19 protein-coding genes are annotated in these 19736 nt (G+C 55.1%); 5 read left to right on the forward strand and 14 right to left on the reverse strand.

The features are described 5' to 3' along the window. Positions 1-138: 138 nt before the first annotated feature. Together topA and ABD851_RS10885 are read left to right on the forward strand one after the other, a co-directional pair. On the forward strand, positions 139-2487 hold the full coding sequence (topA, locus tag ABD851_RS10880) for a type I DNA topoisomerase (protein WP_344979106.1): 2349 nt from the start codon (positions 139-141) through the stop codon (positions 2485-2487). A gap of 1 nt (position 2488) precedes the next feature. Next, complete coding sequence (locus ABD851_RS10885) at positions 2489-3361, forward strand: transglutaminase-like domain-containing protein (RefSeq protein WP_344979108.1); 873 nt, start codon at positions 2489-2491, stop codon at positions 3359-3361. 80 nt (positions 3362-3441) lie between these two features. Here the strand turns inward: ABD851_RS10885 and dnaK are convergent, their stop codons facing one another. Then, positions 3442-5361, reverse strand: a complete 1920-nt coding sequence (gene dnaK / locus ABD851_RS10890) for a molecular chaperone DnaK (protein ID WP_344979110.1) — start codon at positions 5359-5361, stop codon at positions 3442-3444. Between the two features lie 83 nt (positions 5362-5444). Beyond that, complete coding sequence (locus tag ABD851_RS10895; RefSeq protein WP_344979112.1) at positions 5445-5978, reverse strand: hypothetical protein; 534 nt, start codon at positions 5976-5978, stop codon at positions 5445-5447. A gap of 132 nt (positions 5979-6110) precedes the next feature. On the opposite strand from ABD851_RS10895, the gene argS reads away from it, so the two are divergent. Continuing rightward, a complete protein-coding gene (gene argS / locus ABD851_RS10900; protein WP_344979114.1) occupies positions 6111-8003 on the forward strand; it encodes an arginine--tRNA ligase in 1893 nt (630 codons plus the stop codon). 43 nt (positions 8004-8046) lie between these two features. Here argS and ABD851_RS10905 read toward each other — a convergent pair whose 3' ends face one another. The 5 genes from ABD851_RS10905 to ABD851_RS10925 all read right to left on the reverse strand — a co-directional run bounded on the left by ABD851_RS10905 (position 8047) and on the right by ABD851_RS10925 (position 12194). Next, on the reverse strand, positions 8047-8316 hold the full coding sequence (locus ABD851_RS10905) for a hypothetical protein (RefSeq protein ID WP_344979116.1): 270 nt from the start codon (positions 8314-8316) through the stop codon (positions 8047-8049). Between the two features lie 242 nt (positions 8317-8558). Then, positions 8559-9560 carry a biotin synthase BioB gene (gene bioB, locus ABD851_RS10910; RefSeq protein WP_344979118.1) on the reverse strand — a complete coding sequence of 334 codons (1002 nt, stop codon included), beginning with the start codon at positions 9558-9560 and terminating at the stop codon, positions 8559-8561. Between the two features lie 73 nt (positions 9561-9633). After that, complete coding sequence (locus ABD851_RS10915) at positions 9634-10743, reverse strand: M42 family metallopeptidase (protein ID WP_344979120.1); 1110 nt, start codon at positions 10741-10743, stop codon at positions 9634-9636. Positions 10744-10773: 30 nt separating this feature from the next. Next, positions 10774-11613, reverse strand: coding sequence for a UbiA family prenyltransferase (locus ABD851_RS10920; RefSeq protein ID WP_344979122.1), 840 nt, complete (start codon positions 11611-11613; stop codon positions 10774-10776). A gap of 143 nt (positions 11614-11756) precedes the next feature. Beyond that, complete coding sequence (locus tag ABD851_RS10925; protein ID WP_344979124.1) at positions 11757-12194, reverse strand: hypothetical protein; 438 nt, start codon at positions 12192-12194, stop codon at positions 11757-11759. Between the two features lie 33 nt (positions 12195-12227). On the opposite strand from ABD851_RS10925, the gene ABD851_RS10930 reads away from it, so the two are divergent. Continuing rightward, a complete protein-coding gene (locus ABD851_RS10930) occupies positions 12228-13229 on the forward strand; it encodes a long-chain-fatty-acid--protein ligase (protein WP_344979126.1) in 1002 nt (333 codons plus the stop codon). Between the two features lie 8 nt (positions 13230-13237). Here ABD851_RS10930 and ABD851_RS10935 read toward each other — a convergent pair whose 3' ends face one another. The 6 genes from ABD851_RS10935 to ABD851_RS10960 form a co-directional block, all read right to left on the reverse strand. Then, positions 13238-14128 (reverse strand): sugar phosphate isomerase/epimerase family protein, encoded by an 891-nt coding sequence (locus tag ABD851_RS10935; RefSeq protein WP_344979128.1) that lies wholly within the window; start codon positions 14126-14128, stop codon positions 13238-13240. Positions 14129-14139: 11 nt separating this feature from the next. Further along, on the reverse strand, positions 14140-14934 hold the full coding sequence (locus tag ABD851_RS10940; RefSeq protein ID WP_344979130.1) for an SDR family NAD(P)-dependent oxidoreductase: 795 nt from the start codon (positions 14932-14934) through the stop codon (positions 14140-14142). A 3-nt stretch (positions 14935-14937) separates the two neighbouring features. Then, positions 14938-15963 (reverse strand): zinc-binding dehydrogenase, encoded by a 1026-nt coding sequence (locus tag ABD851_RS10945; protein WP_344979132.1) that lies wholly within the window; start codon positions 15961-15963, stop codon positions 14938-14940. Between the two features lie 47 nt (positions 15964-16010). Next, positions 16011-16703, reverse strand: a complete 693-nt coding sequence (locus tag ABD851_RS10950; RefSeq protein ID WP_344979134.1) for an orotidine 5'-phosphate decarboxylase / HUMPS family protein — start codon at positions 16701-16703, stop codon at positions 16011-16013. Positions 16704-16849: 146 nt separating this feature from the next. Then, positions 16850-17161 carry a Dabb family protein gene (locus ABD851_RS10955; protein ID WP_344979136.1) on the reverse strand — a complete coding sequence of 104 codons (312 nt, stop codon included), beginning with the start codon at positions 17159-17161 and terminating at the stop codon, positions 16850-16852. A 21-nt stretch (positions 17162-17182) separates the two neighbouring features. After that, the gene (locus ABD851_RS10960) at positions 17183-17842 is read right to left on the reverse strand and encodes a Pr6Pr family membrane protein (protein WP_344979138.1); all 660 of its coding nucleotides are present in this window, start codon (positions 17840-17842) and stop codon (positions 17183-17185) included. A 192-nt stretch (positions 17843-18034) separates the two neighbouring features. Here ABD851_RS10960 and ABD851_RS10965 point away from each other — a divergent pair, with 192 nt between their 5' ends. Next, positions 18035-18535 (forward strand): DinB family protein, encoded by a 501-nt coding sequence (locus ABD851_RS10965; RefSeq protein ID WP_344979140.1) that lies wholly within the window; start codon positions 18035-18037, stop codon positions 18533-18535. Between the two features lie 8 nt (positions 18536-18543). Here ABD851_RS10965 and ABD851_RS10970 read toward each other — a convergent pair whose 3' ends face one another. Further along, a complete protein-coding gene (locus ABD851_RS10970) occupies positions 18544-19677 on the reverse strand; it encodes an acyltransferase family protein (protein WP_344979142.1) in 1134 nt (377 codons plus the stop codon). Positions 19678-19736: the final 59 nt, after the last annotated feature.

The following is a 19736-nucleotide window of genomic DNA, read 5'->3' on the forward strand; positions in this document are numbered from 1 at the left end:
AAACAAAAGAATTGAGGACGAATATACTATTGTTATGTCAAATGCGCGGCCGGGGGAACCGGAGCGGGCGCCGCTGGTCAACCTGATTTTTTATTTTGAGGGTATTATTATATACTTGCACAAACAGAATGGCAAAAAATGGCAAAAAACCTGCTGATCGTGGAGTCGCCGGCTAAGGCAAAGACGATTGAGAAAATACTGGGCAAGGATTTCGAGGTAAAATCATGTTACGGTCATATCCGCGACCTGCAAAAGGGCGATATGGGCATTGACCTGAAAAATAATTATACCCCTTCTTATATCATTCCCGAAGAAAAGGAAAAAGTAGTAAAAGAGCTGAAAAAGCTTTCGAAAAGCGCCGAGGAAGTCTGGCTGGCCACGGATGAGGACCGGGAGGGGGAAGCCATCTCCTGGCATCTTTGCGAGGTACTGGGGCTGGATCCCCACACCACGAAAAGGATCGTTTTTCACGAAATCACCAAGCCGGCCATCCAGGCCGCCGTGCAGGAACCCCGCCTGCTCAACATGGACCTGGTCAATGCACAGCAGGCCCGCCGGGTGCTGGACCGTATCGTGGGCTTTGAGCTTTCTCCCGTATTGTGGCGGAAGATGAGCGTCAAAAATTCACTGTCCGCCGGACGGGTACAATCGGTGGCAGTGCGGCTGATCGTGGAACGGGAACGGGATATCAACGCCTTCAAACCCGTCAGCAGCTTCCGCGTGGAAGCCTGGTTCACGGCCAGCGATATCAACGGCAAGCCGGTGGTCTTTAAAGCCGAAGGCCCCCGCCGCTTCGACGACCTCCAGTCTGCGGAAGCCTTCCTCGAATCCTGCCGGAAAGCCGCCTATACCGTTAAGGACATACAGGTAAAGCCCGCCCGCAAGTCATCCTCTGCACCCTTTACCACCTCCACCCTGCAGCAGGAGGCCAGCCGCAAGCTCGGCTACAGCGTTTCAAAAACCATGCTGCTGGCGCAGAAGCTGTATGAGAACGGGCAGATCACCTATATGCGTACCGATTCGGTAAACCTGTCGGATACTGCCATGGAGGATTGCAGAAACGTGATCCGGGAAAGCTACGGGGATAAATACTACCAGGCCCGCAAGTACAAAAACAAGAATGAGTCGGCCCAGGAAGCCCACGAGGCCATCCGCCCGACCTATATGGGTACCAGCAGCATCGCCGATTCGGATACCCGCAAGCTGTATGACCTGATCTGGAAACGCACCATCGCTTCCCAGATGAGCGATGCCGAGTTGGAGAAAACGATCGCCCAGATCGACATCTCCACCAACCACGAAATACTGAGCGCCACGGGCGAAGTGATGAAGTTCGACGGCTTCTTAAAGGTGTATCTCGAAGGAAAAGACGAAGAGGAAGAAAGCGAGGAAAACAACGAAGGTATGCTGCCGCCGATGACGGTAGGCCAGACCCTGGACTTCCGGGAGATGACCGCTACCGAAAAATTTACCCGTCCCGCTCCCCGTCTTACGGAAGCCAGCCTGGTAAAACGCCTCGAGGAGCTGGGCATCGGCCGTCCCTCCACCTACGCCCCTACCATCTCTACCATCCAGAAAAGAAAATACGTCGAAAAGAAAGACCGCGAAGGCGTGCAACGTACTTTTCACATCCTGAAGCTGAAGGAAGACGATATCACCCGGGAAACCGCTACCGAAACCACGGGAGCCGAGCGGAACAAGCTGTTCCCCACCGACCTGGGCATGCTGGTGACGGATTTCCTGAACCAGTATTTCGACCTGGTGATGGACTATGGCTTTACGGCCAAGATCGAGGAAGAATTCGACGAGATCGCCCGCGGTAAAAAAGGGTGGAACAAGATGATCGACGAATTCTATCACCCTTTCCATGACGATGTGGAAAACACGCTCGAGAAGGCCGAACGGGTCAAGGGAGAACGCCTGCTCGGCGAAGATCCCGCTTCCGCGAAACCCGTCTTTGCCCGGATGGGCCGCTATGGCCCCATGGTGCAGATCGGCCAGGCCACAGACGAGGAGAAGCCCCGCTTTGCCAAGCTGAAACCGGATCAGAGCATCGAAACCATTTCGCTGGACGAAGCGATGGAGCTCTTCAAGCTGCCGCGCAACATCGGATTGTTTGAAGGACAGGAGGTAACCATCAATATCGGACGCTTCGGACCCTATGCCCTGCACGACAAAAAATTCTACTCGCTGCGTAAGGACATGGATCCTTATTCGGTGGAGCTGGATGAGGTAGCCCCCTTAATTGCCGAAAAGCGGGAAGCCAAGGACAAACGTACCATCAAGGTATTTGAAAAAGAGAAAATACAGATACTGAACGGTCCTTACGGCCCTTACATCAAGCAGGGACTCCGGAACTACAGGATACCGAAGGACCGGATCGAGCAGGCCGCCGACCTGACCCTGGAAGAATGCAAGGCCATTATCGAGGAGGCAAAAGCCAACCCGCCCAAGCGGAAGGCGCCCAGAAAAAAGAAAGTGGAATAACGTGCAGCAGAATAAGGAAATATCAGCGCTGTTTCACCTGATCGACGACCCGGACCAGGAGGTTTTTGATACCGTATCGGATAAGATACTGCACTACGGCAAAGAGATCATTCCCAACCTGGAAGACCTCTGGGAGCATACCCTCGAGGAGACCGTGCAGGAACGCATCGAACTGCTGATCCACCGGGTGCACTACCAGGATCTGCAGGCCGGCTTCCGCTCCTGGCGGCAGCAGCCGGACCTGCTGCAGGGCGCGCTGCTGATGGCCCGTTACCAGTTCCCGGATTTTTCGGTCAGCCAGGTCCGCAACGAAATCGACAAGATCAAGCGCAACATATGGCTGGAGCTGAACAATTACCTGACCCCGCTGGAACAGGTGAATGTGCTCAACAGCATGGTCTATAGCTATTTCGGCATCAAGGGAACCGAAATATCCTACCAGCACCGCAATCATTTTTTTATCAACCAGGTGATCGAATCCCGTAAGGGCAATCCCGTTACCATCGGCATCCTTTACCAGGTGCTCTGCGAGATGCTGGATCTGCCCGTGTATGCGGTCAACATCCCCCGGCAGTTCATCCTGGGATATTTCGACCTGCCTGCGGCCGATATGGGTGGAAGCGCCGGAACTGCCTCTTCCCATGCCCGGTTTTATATTGATCCGCTTCAGGGACAGATATATACCCCAAAAGATGTGGAAGTATACCTGAAACGTATCTCCATGGTGCCGGATTCCGCTTATTTCCACCCCCTGGACAACCGGCAGATCATCAGCACGCTGCTGGAAGAAGCCGCCAAATGCTTTACCGCCGAAAAGGAAGCTTATAAATATGAAGAGCTGTTATCCCTGTCGGCGCTGGTGGCTGAAGAATAGAGAAAAGCCAAACGAATAAAAAAGCCGGTCCCGCTTCAGGCAGGACCGGCTTTTTGGATAATATATGGCTGAAAAAATACTTACTTCACTTCTTCAAAAGGCACATCGGTAACATTGTCGCCGTCGTTTCCGTTATTGCCGGCCGTATCGGTACCGCCGCCCTGTTCAGGACCGGCCTGTTCAGCGCCGGGCGCCTGCTGCGAAGCTTTGTAAATATCTTCGGAGGCGGCGGTCCAGGCCTGGTTCAGCTCGTTCATGGCCGTATCCACCGCGGCTACATCCTGCTGCTTGTGCGCATCTTTTAGCTTGGTCAGCGCAGCTTCGATAGCCGATTTCTTATCGGCAGGCACTTTATCGCCATATTCTTTCAGCTGCTTTTCGGTCTGGAAGATCAGACCGTCGGCCTGATTCAGCTTTTCGATCTGCTCCCGCTGCTTCTTATCGGCTTCTTCGTTGGCCTTGGCCTCGTTCTTCATCTTTTCGATCTCTTCCTTGGTCAGGCCGCTGCCGGCTTCGATACGGATATTCTGGGATTTTCCGGTTCCCTTATCCTTGGCGGTCACATGCAGGATGCCGTTGGCATCGATGTCAAAGGTTACTTCCACCTGGGGCATGCCGCGCGGAGCGGGGGGGATGCCGTCCAGGATAAAACGTCCCAGCGTACGGTTATCTTTTGCCATCTGCCGTTCGCCCTGCAGCACGTGGATCTCCACGCTGGGCTGGTTGTCCGAGGCAGTGGAAAAGGTTTCCGATTTCTTGCTCGGGATGGTGGTATTGGATTCGATCAGCTTGGTGAACACGCCGCCCATCGTTTCGATGCCCAGGCTCAGGGGGGTCACATCCAGCAACAGCACATCTTTTACTTCCCCGGTCAGCACACCGCCCTGGATGGCGGCACCCACAGCGACCACCTCATCGGGGTTTACCCCTTTATTGGGCTTTTTACCGAAAAACTGCTCTACCGTTTCCTGTACTTTGGGGATACGGGTGGAACCGCCCACGAGGATTACTTCGTCGATCTCGGAAGTGTTCAGGCCGGCATCCTTCAAAGCCTGACGGCAGGGACCCAGCGTACGTTCGATAAGGCTGTCGCTCAGCTGCTCAAACTTTGCACGGGTCAGCTTCCGCACCAGGTGTTTCGGAGCGCCGTCCACCGCCGTGATATAAGGCAGATTGATCTCCGTTTCATGCGAAGAGGACAATTCTATCTTGGCCTTTTCTGCAGCTTCCTTCAGCCGCTGCCAGGCCATAGGGTCCTTATGCAGGTCCACCGCTTCGTCTTTTTTAAACTCTTCGGACAGCCAGTCCATGATCACCTTATCAAAGTCGTCGCCACCGAGGTGCGTATCGCCGCTGGTAGACTTTACTTCGAATACCCCGTCGCCCAGCTCCAGGATAGAGATATCAAAGGTGCCGCCGCCGAGGTCAAACACGGCAATCTTGCTGTCGTTATGCTTTTTGTCCAGGCCATAGGCCAGGGATGCGGCCGTAGGTTCGTTGATGATACGGCGTACATTCAGACCGGCAATTTCACCGGCTTCCTTGGTGGCCTGTCGCTGCGCATCGTTAAAATAAGCGGGCACGGTGATCACCGCTTCCGTTACTTCCTGTCCCAGAAAGTCTTCCGCCGTTTTTTTCATCTTCTGCAGCACCATGGCGGAAATTTCCTGCGGCGTATACAGCCGGCCGTCAATATCGATACGGGTGGTATTGTTATCCCCCCGTACTACTTTATAGCTCCAGTGCGGTATCTCGTTCCCTACTTCATCAAAATGCCGCCCCATAAAACGCTTTACCGAGGTGATGGTGTTTACCGGGTTGGTAATCGCCTGCCGCTTGGCGGGGTCCCCCACCTTGCGTTCCCCGTTCTTCAGAAAAGCCACCACAGAAGGAGTGGTACGGCGTCCTTCATCATTTGCAATGACGACCGGCTCATTGCCTTCCATCACTGCCACACAAGAGTTTGTAGTTCCTAAGTCTATGCCAATTATTTTTCCCATAGTTTTTATTACCTCCTATAAAAGAATGTTGTTTCTCTTGGTTCGTCAATCATTATGCCAACGCCCCGCTTGCTGCAATTTTGTCAGTACCCGGCTTTCCGCGGAAAAAGCAGGGGGTATTCGCGCCGGAGGCGGGCTTTCTGATTGTTTCCCGTCTTCCGGTAGGTCATCTGGTACCGGCTCAGCGAAACCGTATCGCGCAGGATTTCCAGGGCCTGGTCTATTTTATCCTGCACGGCTCCCCGCCCGCCCATGAGGATATCGTCGGAGAAATGCAGCTTCAGGGTATCCGGCAGGGATCCGTAGCGCTGCCACTGCGCCACGAGCAGCTGCTCCAGCACTTTGTCCAGGTGCATGCTTTTGCCCTCCAGGGCCTTTCCCTGAAGATAGGTGCCCCCGGTATCGACGCTGATCTCCACAGATTTCAGCTCCGCCCTCATCCCGGCCCCGCTCAGGCTGTCCATCGGCCAGGCGATCGAATCCATGCCCTGCTGACCCGCCGAAGCCAGGGAGCTATTGTCCGAAGGTCCTCCCTGACCGCAGGAAACCCAAAACAGGGCGGCAATAAGCAAGCCCGTCCCCCCCGCCCCAGGGGCTTTCCGATCATTTCTTCTCATGGCTTTCAGCAATTAAGGTATATATACAAATATCCTGATTAATCGCTTAGCCTCAAAAAATCCCGGGGCTTTCTTTATTTATAGGCATCTTTAGGGCGACATCCTTATTTTTGCAGCTCAATAAAACGACGCATGACACTCATTCAGGAGATACGGGAAGCCGCTGCCAAGGCAATAACCGCCCTGTTCGGGCAGGCCATTCCTGCCGTGGACCTGACCGTCAATACCACCAAGCCCGAATTTGAGGGCGATTACACCCTTGTGACGTTCTCCCTCACCCGCTTTAGCCGGAAAAGCCCGGAAGAAACCGGCCGGCAGCTGGGCGACTACCTGACCGGGCAGCATGGCGACCTGTTCAGCCATTATAATGTGGTAAAGGGATTCCTGAATCTTACCGTCAGCGATGACTACTGGCTGAAGCTGCTATGGGACAACTTTGATGAGGAGCGCTTCGGGCGGAAGCCTTCAGAAGCGCCGGCTGACGGGGGCCGCTCCGGGCAGGAAGGCGTATCCCCGTCGCCCGCCCGCCGGATTATGATCGAATACTCCTCCCCCAATACCAACAAGCCGCTGCACCTCGGTCACCTGCGGAACAACTTCCTGGGCTATGCCCTGGCGGAAATCCTCAAAGCCGACGGCAACGAGGTCATCAAGGCCAACCTGGTCAACGACCGCGGCATCCATATCTGCAAGTCCATGGTGGCCTGGGAGATGTTTGCCGGCGGGGCCACACCCGCCTCTACGGGCATCAAAGGCGATCATTTTGTGGGAGACTATTACGTAAAGTTCAACGAGGTATACAAAGAGCAGGTGGCGGAGCTTACGGCCGGGGGGATGGATGGCGATACGGCGGAAAAAGAAGCGCCGATCATGAAGGCCGCGCAGGAAATGCTCCGCAAGTGGGAACAGCACGATCCCGTGGTACGGGAGCTCTGGGAAACCATGAACAGCTGGGTATACGAAGGGTTCGACGAAACCTACCGGCGGCTCGGGATCGATTTTGACAAGGTATACTATGAAAGCAATACCTACCTGCTGGGCAAGGAGCTGGTGACCGAAGGACTGCAAAAAGGGGTCCTGCATAAAAAAGAAGACGGTTCCGTATGGATCGACCTCACCGGGGAAGGGCTGGATGAAAAGCTCCTCCTCCGGGCAGATGGCACCTCGGTCTACATCACGCAGGACCTGGGTACGGCACGGGTGAAATACGAGGATTGCCACATGGAACAGAGCATCTACGTGGTGGCCGATGAGCAGAATTACCATTTCCGGGTGCTGGAGCTGATCCTGCGGCAGCTGCAGGAACCGGGCGCCGAAGGCCTGTATCATCTGTCGTACGGCATGGTAGAGCTACCTACCGGCAAGATGAAAAGCCGGGAGGGCACCGTAGTGGATGCTGACGACTTCGTGGATGAAATGATCCAGACCGCCGCCCGCCATACGCGGGAGCTGGGGAAAGTAAGCGACTTCACGGAAGAGGAGCTGGAACGTCTCTACGAAACGATAGGGCTGGGTGCGATGAAGTTCTACCTCCTGCGGGTGGACCCCAAAAAGAAAATGGTATTTAACCCGGAGGCCTCTATCGACTTCCACGGATTTACAGGCCCTTTTATACAATATACTTATGCACGGATACAATCGATCCTGAGAAGAGGTCCGCTTCCCACTGCAGAAGAACTGGAAGATTTCAGAAAGACGGCGGATAATGATTTAACCGGAATCACCGCCGATAAAACCGGCGATTCTTATTATCCGCTTGAGCCGCTCGAAAAGGCCCTGTTGATCCAGCTGGAGCAATTCCGCTCCGCCATCAGCACAGCGGCAGCGGAAATGGACCCGTCGGTCATAGCCAACTATGCGTATACCCTGGCCAAGACCTTCAATTCATTCTATGCCGAACACTCGGTGAGCAAAGCCGAAAATAATGCGAAACGGGTACTCCGTATGCTCATCTGCATGTTCACTGCTCATGTGTTGAAAGCAGCTTTGATGCTTCTCGGCATACGGGTACCCGCCCGCATGTAAAAATAACCGTTAGGGTAAGCTTAACGCTTACGGATATACGATATTACTGTCCGGATGCGTCCGGTGCTGCAGGAGCCTGGTCAGCAGGAGCGCTCTGATCCGTAGGTGCTGACTGGTCAGCAGGAGCGGCCTGGTCCGTGGGTGCTGCTGTGGTATCCGTACCCGACGGCACACCTATACTGCTGCTGCTGTCCGTAGGAACGGTGTCCGTAAGAACTGCCTGTTGATTGGCTACCTGATTGGGCTGTAACTGGGCAAAGGCGGTGATGCCAAAGCCTGCAACGATAAAAGCTGCTACAAATAATTTTTTCATGACAAAGGACTTTTAGGGTGACAATATGATAAAAAATAATTTCACCCTGAAAAGTGCAAATACTATACCACCTTCCGCGAAGAGCGGCCGTAAAGCCTTGTCAAACGGCCTTTTCGGTGATATAATCACTACTTTTCACCCAAAGACTTATTCCAACAAGATAGTGTTATGTCTATGAAACACAATTCCTTCAAACCACTCCTGAAAAGCGGTTTTTGCCTTTAACTTTTCTTTAGGATTTTTTATCCGGCTTCGGTAACTGCAGGTTCGCTTACCGGATCGTTTTTGAATGCTTTACGGGCCTTCAAACCCAGCAATTCAAACATAGCATGATCCTCGTCGAAGGAAGGATTGGGCGTGGTCAGCAGCTTATCGCCGGTAAAGATAGAGTTGGCGCCGGCCATGAAGCACCAGGCCTGTTCGGCTATAGTCATTTCCGTGCGACCGGCGCTGAGCCTTACCATAGACCCCGGCATAATGATCCGGGCGGTGGCGATCATCCTTACCATATCCCAGGCATCCACGCGGGGCTGGTCTTCAAGAGGCGTGCCTTTTACCCGTACCAGAGCATTCACGGGCACCGACTCGGGATGACGCGGCAGGGTGGACAGGGTATGCAGCATGCCGATACGGTCTTCGTGGGTCTCTCCTAATCCGATGATGCCGCCGCTGCAGACCGTTACCCCGGCATTGCGTACATGCTCCAGGGTACGCAGCCGCTCATCGTAGGTACGGGTATGAATGATCTCGTCATAATATTCGGGCGAGGTATCCAGGTTATGATTATAAGCATGCAGACCCGCATCATGCAGCTTCCGGGCCTGGTCTTCCGTCAGCATGCCCAGGGTACAGCATACCTCCATGCCCATGGCATTCACACCCCGGACCATTTCCAGTACCCGGTCAAAATCACGGTTGTCCCGTACTTCCCGCCAGGCGGCGCCCATGCAGAAACGCGTGGAGCCGGCCTCCCGGGCACGACGGGCATATTCCAGCACCTCTTCGGTTTTCATCAGGCCATGAACACGGATATCGGTGTGATAACGGGCTGCCTGGGGGCAGTAAGCACAGTCTTCCGGACAACCGCCTGTTTTTACCGAAAGCAATGTGCATACCTGCACTTCCGCCGTATCCTGATACTGCCGATGGACGGTCGCAGCCCGGTATACCAGCTCCAGCAGGGGAGTATGATAGATATCGCTGATCTCTTCCTTGGTCCAGTCATGACGGATGGCTTCGCACATAATAATTGATTTTACAAAATGATATGGTTCCGGGAGTGCACAATCATGCGCTCCCTGTGTCGGTTTCAGACGATCAGAAATAACTCAGCTTTGTCTTTGGCGTGATCTGCAGCAGGGCATGATACATCAGCAGGATGGTCTGCTCCACATCGTCCATGTTGATCATTTCCACTGTTGTATGCATATAGCGCAGGGGCAGGGAGATCAGCGCAGAGGGGGTGCCGTCGTTGGCATAGGCAAAGGCATCGGTATCCGTACCGGTGTAGCGGCTGGAGGCCAGCAGCTGGTAAGGTATCTTGTTTTTGTCCGCCGCAGTCCTCAGCAGCTCCAGCAGCAGGTTGTGCACCGCGGGCGCATAGCTGAGCACGGGCCCCTTTCCGCAGGCGATCTCGCCTTCGAGCACCTTGTTGATCATGGGGGTGGTAGAGTCGTGCGTTACATCGGTAATGATCGCCACATCAGGACGGATGCGCCGGGCCATCATCTCCGCCCCGCGGAGACCCACTTCCTCCTGCACCGCGTTGACGATATAGAGGGTGTAAGGCAGCTTTTTCTTGTTTTCATGCAGCAGGCGGGCCACCTCGGCGATCATAAAGCCCCCGGCGCGGTTGTCCAGCGCCCGGCAGATCACATTATTATAGGCCAGCTCCTCATAGCCATCCTCATAGGTGATTACGCAGCCTACGTGAATACCCAGGGCTTCCACTTCTTTTTTCGAACGGGCGCCGCAGTCGAGAAAAATGTTTTCGATCTTGGGCTGGGTCTCCTTTCCGTCGGTACGGTTACGGGTATGGATGGCCGGCCATCCGAAGACCGCCTTTACCATACCGCCTTTGTCCGTATGGATGTTCACCCTCTTGGAGGGCGCGATCTGGTGGTCAGATCCGCCGTTACGGCAGACATAAATCAGCCCGTCAGCGGTAATATATTTTACAAACCAGGATATTTCATCCGCATGGGCCTCGATGACCACCTTAAAAGGAGCGCCGGGATTGATGATACCCGCTACGGTACCATAGGGATCGGTCAGGTATTCGTCGATATACGGCTGCAGGTATTCGAGCCACAGCTTCTGGCCTTTGCTTTCAAAGCCGGTGGGAGAAGGATTGTTCAGATATGTTTTCAGAAATTCACGCGATGCGGGGGTAAGTACAGCTTTTTCCTTTTTGTCTTTTTTTGCCATTTTCCTTGAATTGAAGGTCAAAAGTAAGGATTATAATGTTCCTATTCCCACTAAAACCGCCTGCAACAGCATCATTCCATCTATACCCGCCAGGTAAAGCATGTCTCCGTCCTGCTTCCGGGAATAGCCGATGATCAGCCAGGTGGCCAACATGGAAAGCAGCATGGCATTAAAACGCAACAGTCCCCCGCCGTTCCGGAGCTCCCACACCGACAGGGCCAGGAACAGGAGCAACAGCACCCCTATCAGCCGGTAACAGAACCGGCGGCTCAACATCACCGGCAGGGTATGGATACCGTCTTTCCGGTCGGTATCCGCATCCCGTATGTCAAAGGCCAGGCACAATACAAACATAAAGACAAAGCGCCGGCCGAACACCAGCCAGAATTCGGTGTTAAACGACGACCGCACATTTACATAAGGGAACCATACCGTGATGAGCGTCCATACCAACGAAAGCACCAGGATTTTCAGCAGCCCGAAATCCTTGATCCGTTTCCGCTGCCGGAAAGGGAGCAGGGGCAGGGAGTAAAGCAGGCTGACGCAGCCGATCGCCGCCAGGGCAAGGAAATGCCGCAGGCTGAGAAAGCACAGCGCCACCGCCGCACCGGCCAGGCCGGTCAGCATAAAAGCCAGATGCAGGTGCTTATGGGACTGCGACCACCGAAAACGTTCCGATCCGGGATTGGCGGTCTTTTTGATCCGGTAATGCAGGTTGTACTGTACGAGGGTAGTGCAGAAAACGAGGATATAGAAAGCGGGCCGCTGCAGGGGAAGACCCAGCAGCCAGGCCGTTTCCATACAAAAGGCCACGGCGCAGCAGGATATGAAAAAAGACCCGTAAACAAGGGTGTGGATCAGCGAGCGCATGTAATACCCTGGCCGCCGACAACGCGGCCGGAATTTTTTATCTAAGGTAAATCAAAAACAGATTTCCTCCCCGCTATTCTTCAATAAACGCAGGCCATTTCTTATTCGGAATATCGAAAACGGCTTTGTTACCCTGAGAAATGTTATTGATCGAGAATCAGCAGAATTTTGTCGGTCTGTATGGTATCGCTGATATGGCCCGCCCGGTCCCTTACGAAAACATCAAAATAGCCCGTATCGGGAACGCCCGGATTAGTAGGGAGTGTAATCAGCTGGGACTGCAGCTGCAGGATAATATTACCTTCCAGGTTTTCCTGTTTGGGAAATCCCTGAGGCATGAGCAATGATCCCCAGGGCAGCGTGTCGGATGAAATATGCTGTCGATAAAACACGCTGTCCCCCAGATCCCCCTCTGCATCTTTTACCCCCACAACGATGGAGAGCTGATCCGTTTTGCCATGATATTCCAGCGGGGAAATGGATTTGAATGTAATTTGCGGCGTGGAAGGGAAATTTTTATCCTTCCCGCAGGAGGTGAGCAGCAAACCGCCCAGGAGGGCCGGCAGTATCCTATGCTTCATGCGTACAAATTTAATGTTTCCATGTATTCCGACATGCAAATAAATACAGATTTCGAAAAAAGGATATTCTCCCTGTCCAATAACGCAGATTTTGAGTTTTTAGCATTGGAGCTCTTTTTTTATCAGTACCGGTACAACAGCTGCTACCGTTCCTATGTGGATGCGCTGCGCATCGACCCCCGCAGCATACGGCATAGCGCCGCCATTCCCCGGCTGCCCATAGGGTTCTTCAAGACCCACCGGGTGTACAGCGGGGAAGGGGAACCCGGTCTGATATTCGAAAGCAGCGGTACCACCGGCACGGTCAACAGCCGGCACCTGGTCCGGGAACCCAGGCTCTACGAGCAAAGCTTTCTGCAGGCCTTCGAACGGTTTTACGGACCGGTGTCCGGCTACGCGGTTATCGGACTTTTACCTTCCTACCTGGAAAGACAGCATTCCTCGCTGGTATATATGGTGCATAAGCTGATCCAATACAGCGGACGGCCGGAGAGCGGCTTTTATCTGTACGAGCACGAAAAGCTGCATCTGCGGCTGCTGGAACTGGAGCAACAGGGCCGGCGCACCCTGCTGATCGGGGTGACCTTTGCGCTGCTGGATTTTGCCGAAAAATACCGGATGCAGCTACAGCATACCCTCGTGATGGAAACCGGCGGAATGAAAGGCCGGCGGGAAGAGCTGACCCGTCCCGCCGTGCATGCCTTGCTGAAGGAACGGCTCGGCCTGGAGCAGGTCCATTCCGAGTATGGCATGACGGAGCTGCTGAGCCAGGCTTATGCGGCGCAGGAGGGCATCTTTCGTTGCCCGCCCTGGATGCGGGTCACCCTGCGGGATGAAAACGACCCCCTCTCCTCTCCACCTCAGGAGGGCGCGGCGCAACGGGGCCTGATCAACGTGATCGACCTGGCCAATATTTACTCCTGCGCCTTCCTGTCCACGGAGGACATCGGGAAGCTGTACCCTGACGGTAGTTTTGAAGTGCTGGGTCGGATGGACAACAGCGCGCTGCGGGGCTGCAGCCTGATGGCGGTATAAAGGCGGGGTCAGAAGCCGGGCCAGTGCTGACCGATCTTGTCCCGGAGAAAAGTTACGCTGCGGGCCAGCTGCTCCATACCGTCCATACCGTCTTCGATGCTGATCCAGCCGTCAAAGCCCGCTGCTTTCAGAAGGGTAAAGATGGCATCATAATCATTGAGACCTTTCCCGATCTCTCCATGGCTGAGGCGCCGGGCATAGCCGGCCACCCCGGCTTCTTCCCGGCGGAGGTCTTCAAGCGTACCTTCCGTCAGAAAGCGGTCGCTCGCATGCATCGTCACCACCCGGGGGGCAACGCGGCTGAGCAGCTCAAGGGGATCTTCACCGGCGAGATAGGTATTGCTGGGATCGTAATTCACGCCGAAACTGGGATGGTGGATACGGGATACCAGCGCGCAAAACACATCCATCTGCTGGGCAAATTCGGGATATTCCCAGAAATCGTCCTTATAATGATTTTCCAGGATGAGGGTGATGCCCCGTTCCTGCGCATAAGGCAGACAGGCTTCGATACAGCCCGCTGCCAGGTCGATGCCTTCCTCCACGAGCAGGCCGGGTCTCCGCTGTCCGGACAACACCCGGCAATAGGCGGCCCCAAGGATACGGGACATCTCTATCCATCCTTTCTGCTTGTCGATCTCCCGTTTGCGGAAGGCGGCATCGGGATGGGTAAAGTCGGGGGAGCAGCACAGCATGGGGATGACCATGCCATTATCTTCTACCTGGCGGCGGAACAGCGGCCAATTGGAGCGGTCCTCCATTTCGAGAAAGCCGGCATACCACTCCAGCCCGTCGATATCCAGCCCGGCGGCAAGACCGATCCATTCGGAAACCTTCATCGTTCCGTCCTTGCAAAGGGCATGCATAAAGGCTTTGGGGAAGGCGGCCAATCTGGGCATAGCAAATGTTTTTATACAGGGATGGTAGTGGTATCTTTTGGCGGGTTGCGCCCGAGAAAGGGATGCTGGGCCAGATCGGTGACCTGCCCGCTTACGGGGCCGCTTTCATCGGCCAGCCAGTACACGGCGGCAGCAGCGATCTCTGCGGGCATCAGGATACGGCCGGCCGGGGCGTATACCTTCGGCACCTTCGTATACCAGTCCGGCGGCAGCCCGTGTTCCTGCTTCCGTTTCATCTCGGTTTCGGTCAGCACCCAGCCCGGATTGATCTGATTTACCCGGACGCCTTCTTCCCGGTGCAGGCTGTCGCCGAGGTTGCGCGTCATGGTCATCAGCGCCCCTTTGGAAATGCTGTAGGCCAGCAGGTTGGGCTCGCCGCTCCAGGCATTCACCGACCCGATGTTCAGCACGCAGCCGTGCGCTGCGCTCAGGTGCGGCAGGGCGGCGCGGATAAGCGCGTAGGGCGCGAGGGTATTCACCTCCAGGACCCGGCGCAGGAAATCTTTATCCGTTGTATGGATATTGGAAGAGACCACCAGCGCAGCATTGTTCACTACGGCATCCAGCCTGCCGAAGGCGGTCAGGGCCGCTTCGGTGAGCCGCTGCGGCATGTCCTCCATGGTAATATCCCCGATCAATAACGTGGCCTTGTCCGCACCGATCTCTTTTGCCACCGCCTCGCCTTCCTCCTGCTCCAGACCGTGGATGACCACGCGGGCGCCCTCCTCCACGCAACGCAGCGCAATGGCCTTTCCGATGCCGGTGGTACTGCCCGTAACAATGATAACTTTATCTTGCAACCGCATAGGTTATACCGGTTTTAGCACGCTTTTTACCACCTCCCCACCGTGCATTTTTTCAAAGGCTTCCTTCCATTCGGTAACGGGCCAGACGCCGCCGATGATCGGCTTTACATCCAGCTGCCCTCCTGCCAGGAGGGCGATGACCCTTTCCCATACGGGCCAGTTATGGCTGAAGCTCCCCTGCAGGGTGATGTTTTTCTGCACCAGCGGGTCCAGGGAATACTGAAGCGGCTGAGGCCCCCACCCTACCTTGGTGATCCTGCCGTTGGGGCGTACCAGGTCCATGGCTATCTTCAGGGTAATGCTGGTACCGGCGGCATCGATTACACAGTCGGCGCCCAACCCGTCCCGTTCGCGGGCCCATGTCCCGGCATCGCCGGCAATGGCCGTACAACCGTATCCTGCGGCAATGTCCAGCCGGCGACGGTCCGCTTCCAGACCCACCACGGCTACCTCGGCGCCGCAAAGCCGGGCAACGGCTGCGCAGAGGATGCCGATGGTGCCGGGCCCGAGTACCACCACCCGGTCGCCCGGCCGCAGCCGGCTATTTTCCACTACGGCATTAAAGGCAACGCAACAGGGTTCAGTAAGACAGGCTTCCTCAAAAGGCAGCGCTGCAGGGACGGCATGCAGACAACGGGCCGGCACGGATACATAACGCGTCATGGCCCCGTTGACCCCGTAGCCAAACCCCTTGCGGGTGGGGTCCAGGTTATACAGCCCGGCACGCGTCATGGGATTGTGCGGATCGATGATGGCTGCGGTTTCGCTCACCACACGGTCCCCTTCCTTCCATGCGGCAACCCGGCTTCCCGTTTGTACGATGTGGCCGCCGAATTCATGACCCAGCACCACCGGGTAATTCACCGGCCAGCTATGATCGGCCGTCCACTGGTGCAGATCGCTGCCGCAGACGCCTACATTGGCCACCTCAAGCAGCACCTCGTCTTCCCCGATTTCCGGACGGGGCATTTCCCGCAATTCCACCGCTCCCTTTTCGGGGGCATAGTTAACCACCGCTGCAGATTTCATCTTAACAGGTTATTTATCGTTTTTTTAAAACCGGCGCCGCCCCTGCGTCAGGAATTTCCGCCGGCATGTACCTTTTCGCAGATCAGCCGGAGCGCGCCCTCCAGATTACCGTCTGCCGTCTTAAAGGCGTCGGCATCTATGGTCAGCGGGGCGCCGAGCACTACCAGGGGAGCGCCGTAGGCGGGACAAAGGATAGCCTGCTCGAGGCTGAGTCCTCCGACAGCCTGTACCGGCACCTGCACCGCCTCCACCACCTCGCGCAGCTGATCCAGCGGGCTCGGCATTCGTTCTCCGCGGGCGGCAATGCCGCGCCGTTCGTCATAACCGATATGATGGATCACAAAATCACAGCCCAGCTCTTCCAGCCGGCGGGCCGCCGCTATCTTGTCGGAACAGCCCAGGTTGTCTCCCATCACCTTTATACCAAAATCGCGCCCGGCCTGTACCACGCATTTTATGGTTTCCGCATGCGCCCTGGCCATGACCACCACATGCGTGGCGCCGGCACGGGCCATCATCTCGGCTTCCAGGTAGCCTCCGTCCATCGTCTTGAGATCCGCCACGATAGGAATTCCGGGGAAAGCCTTTCGCATCTTTTTCACCCCATGCAGGCCTTCGGCCAGGATAAGGGGAGTGCCGGCTTCCAGCCAGTCCACCCCGGCGCGGAGCGCCATTGCGCCTGTTTCAAGCGCTTCGTCGATGTGGGTAAGATCAAGCGATATCTGGACAATCGGTTTCATCCGTCAATATTTTTTTACAGGTCTTCCCATATACTACTTCATCAGCAACAAAGGGATAAAGGATCGCCGGATTGACATGCCTGTTTATGGAACAGGGGTTTAACCCGGGTAACGGACATGGTTATAGGAAGGTGCGCCCGCACAGCTCAGCATGCTACCGAATCGTAGATCACCACCTTTTCCCAAAAGGGGGAACAGGTTTCCCGGAAACGGTCGTGCACGGGATCGACCTGATAGGCATCGTGGTCCTCCTGGTTTTTAAACAGGCAAAGCAGGCAGTAGTCATAGCTCCGGTCAATCACCTCCCGGTCGGTAGAGGCTGGCGTGCCTATATGAAAACGGGCTATCGTACCAATAGTGCCGAGGGAGCGGACCCCGGCTTCAAACTGTTGCCTTTCCGCTGTGCTGAGACCTTCCCGCAACCAGAAATTAACCACATGCGCAAATTGTTTATCCATGATATTCTATTTTTTTACGGCTCATACATATCGCGGCCCGGCTTTGTTCCCCCGGTTTCTTTCCCGGCTGACCCAGGCCAGGATCAGACACATCAGCACAAGACCTATGGTGATACAAACCACATATATAATAACCCCTTTTGTGCCGCCGGCCCAGGAAGGATTCAGAAAAGGATAAGGATACCAGCCGGTCAGCGCGGCACGCGTGAGGGTATATACCAGCCACAGAATGGGAAAGATCAGCCAGGTGAGGGACCTGCCGGATGAGACGCTCAGGGCCGGCGGCCATAGCAGCCATTCCACGAGTACAAAGAGCGGCGCAAGCTGATGCAGGATAAAATTCTTCCAGTTGAAGGCCAGTGCGCTGTTCGCATCCACCACCCCCTGTAAAAGCAGGGCATAGACCAACGCCGTTAGCAGCATATACAGTACCGCAGCTCCCCTTAACATCCCGAAGCCCGGACCCGGACGCCTGCCGGTAACCAGCATCCAGGCTTCCGCCAGGAGGGTAGCCGCCGCGATCAGATTGCTCTGCACCGTAAAGAAGCTGAAAAGGTTCAGACCCCTGAAGTTAGGATCGGGACTGCTGAACGGATGGAACGGATCGATAGCCACCACGATAGCCGCTGCAAAAGCAATCAGCAAAACAAAGTGAATGATACCTGAACGTGTCTGTCCCATGTTATGCGTCGTGGAATGGATGTATTAATCCGCCGTTAATATACAACAATTCCGGACATACTTTTACTATGATACTGTCGGGTACTATGATATGCCGGGCCGGTCCCGGACGGCACCGCCGCCCGACTTGGTAATCCGGGTCAGGCGGTTTATATTGCGATATCTTATAACCCTTTTTTAAAAACCCAAACCATGGAAGACATCAGATTCGGTCTCGAATACCGGGAAGAACTCAACAGCGAAGCCCGGGCTTCGCGGAAATGCCTCGAAAGCATCCCGGAAAGCCTGTTTGACTGGAAACCCCATGAGAAGTCAATGACCATGGGCTATCTGGCGCTGCTGGTGGCAGAGATCCCCAAATGGATCGCCCACATGGCCAAAAAGCCGGACCTCGATCTGGCCACTTTTGAACATTTCCGGCCCAAGACCACGGCGGAGCTGGTCAGCCATTTCGAGGAAAACATGCGGGAGGCGGAGAATGCGCTGCAGGATATTTCAAACGAAGAAATCATGGCCCCCTTCTCGCTAAAAAGTCAGGGACAGGTGCTTTACACCTCACCCAAAAAGGAAAACATTTTCTCTTCCATCAATCATCTTGTGCATCACCGCGGACAGCTTACCGTGTATATGCGGCTCAACAACATTCCCGTGCCGTCTATCTACGGTCCTTCGGCAGACGACAGAAGCTTTTAAGCCGGAGCTTACAGCTTAAAAAATATCTTTTTCCGGTACAGCCAGAAGCAGAGAAACCACTGGAGGGCAAACAGGGCAAGGGCGGCCATAACGGCGATAACGCCCTGCCCGATCCCGGTCCATGTCAGTATGCCGTTTACAATTACCTCCACATACTCCCGCAGCCAGCGGCTCACCACGATCTCAAAAAAGAGGTAAATAAAAATGGAGTTCATCCCCACGATCAGAAAAAACTGCAGGAAGCGTTTGTGCTGCCGCACGTCGATCCAGGTATAAAACAAGGCCAGGGCCAGCAGGCACCATCCGCCCGACACCAGGGTAAAGGAGCTGGTGGCGATGCGTTTTATAATGGGGGTGACGCCGGTCCAGTCCAGCAGATATCCGGCAGCCAGCGTCACCAGGCCGAGCAGCACGATACGCTTTATCTTGCTTTTATGGTCAGGGAGTGTGCACAGCCACTTACCGGCCACAGCTCCCCAGATGGTATGGGCGGCTGTCGGGATACAGTTGATCGCCACCCACCCGCCGTGATTGATCTTATTCATCAGCAGCAGGTCCACATAATTTCCAAAGTTGTGCTGATCGGTAAACGGCTGATCGAACCCCGGGATATGGATCAGCCGGTAAAGACATTCCGTAAGCAACAACAGGCCTATGCTGAAAAGCAGCTGCCACCCCGCCTTCCAGGGAAAGATAAAGAAAGCCACCAGCATGGTAAAGGAAAGCTGGGTGAGCACATCCCAAAGCTCGAAAGACAGATGATCGCCCCTGACGGCATAATCCAGCACCCCCCAGAAAAAAAGCCAGGCGCTCCGCTTCAGGGCTTTTTTCAGCTGCTGTTGCCGTGTGCTGCCATGCGCGCGTTGCTTGTTCAGGGAGAAAGCCAGGGCAACGCCGGCGATGAACATAAAGCCCGGCTGTATCAGGTCCCAGAAATGCAGGCCATGCCAGGGATGATGAGAGAATTGCCGGAAAAACCCTTCTGCAAGGCTTCCCCTGGTCATATCGTGCAGATGCTCATAGAGGCCTGTGCTCTCCAGCATGAGCAGCACCATGATCAAGCCTCTGAAAAAATCCAGGGATGTCAGCCTGATTCCTTTTGCCGTGGCTTGCGCCACTTCGCTTTTTCCGGTCAGGGCCATATGTCGTATTTGTTCTAAAACTACTTCTTTCGCCGGATAAAAAAAACAAATACCGATTT

It is taken from the genome of Compostibacter hankyongensis, assembly GCF_039541075.1.
Lineage (GTDB): Bacteria > Bacteroidota > Bacteroidia > Chitinophagales > Chitinophagaceae > Compostibacter > Compostibacter hankyongensis.

Coding starts and splice junctions, on each gene's coding strand:
- topA (WP_344979106.1), top strand. CDS start 139: ATGGCAAAAAACCTGCTGATCGTGGAGTCGCCGGCTAAGGCAAAGACG.
- dnaK (WP_344979110.1), bottom strand. CDS start 5,361: ATGGGAAAAATAATTGGCATAGACTTAGGAACTACAAACTCTTGTGTG.
- ABD851_RS10895 (WP_344979112.1), bottom strand. CDS start 5,978: ATGAGAAGAAATGATCGGAAAGCCCCTGGGGCGGGGGGGACGGGCTTG.
- argS (WP_344979114.1), top strand. CDS start 6,111: ATGACACTCATTCAGGAGATACGGGAAGCCGCTGCCAAGGCAATAACC.
- ABD851_RS10905 (WP_344979116.1), bottom strand. CDS start 8,316: ATGAAAAAATTATTTGTAGCAGCTTTTATCGTTGCAGGCTTTGGCATC.
- bioB (WP_344979118.1), bottom strand. CDS start 9,560: ATGTGCGAAGCCATCCGTCATGACTGGACCAAGGAAGAGATCAGCGAT.
- ABD851_RS10915 (WP_344979120.1), bottom strand. CDS start 10,743: ATGGCAAAAAAAGACAAAAAGGAAAAAGCTGTACTTACCCCCGCATCG.
- ABD851_RS10920 (WP_344979122.1), bottom strand. CDS start 11,613: ATGCGCTCGCTGATCCACACCCTTGTTTACGGGTCTTTTTTCATATCC.
- ABD851_RS10925 (WP_344979124.1), bottom strand. CDS start 12,194: ATGAAGCATAGGATACTGCCGGCCCTCCTGGGCGGTTTGCTGCTCACC.
- ABD851_RS10930 (WP_344979126.1), top strand. CDS start 12,228: ATGCAAATAAATACAGATTTCGAAAAAAGGATATTCTCCCTGTCCAAT.
- ABD851_RS10935 (WP_344979128.1), bottom strand. CDS start 14,128: ATGCCCAGATTGGCCGCCTTCCCCAAAGCCTTTATGCATGCCCTTTGC.
- ABD851_RS10940 (WP_344979130.1), bottom strand. CDS start 14,934: ATGCGGTTGCAAGATAAAGTTATCATTGTTACGGGCAGTACCACCGGC.
- ABD851_RS10945 (WP_344979132.1), bottom strand. CDS start 15,963: ATGAAATCTGCAGCGGTGGTTAACTATGCCCCCGAAAAGGGAGCGGTG.
- ABD851_RS10950 (WP_344979134.1), bottom strand. CDS start 16,703: ATGAAACCGATTGTCCAGATATCGCTTGATCTTACCCACATCGACGAA.
- ABD851_RS10955 (WP_344979136.1), bottom strand. CDS start 17,161: ATGGATAAACAATTTGCGCATGTGGTTAATTTCTGGTTGCGGGAAGGT.
- ABD851_RS10960 (WP_344979138.1), bottom strand. CDS start 17,842: ATGGGACAGACACGTTCAGGTATCATTCACTTTGTTTTGCTGATTGCT.
- ABD851_RS10965 (WP_344979140.1), top strand. CDS start 18,035: ATGGAAGACATCAGATTCGGTCTCGAATACCGGGAAGAACTCAACAGC.
- ABD851_RS10970 (WP_344979142.1), bottom strand. CDS start 19,677: ATGGCCCTGACCGGAAAAAGCGAAGTGGCGCAAGCCACGGCAAAAGGA.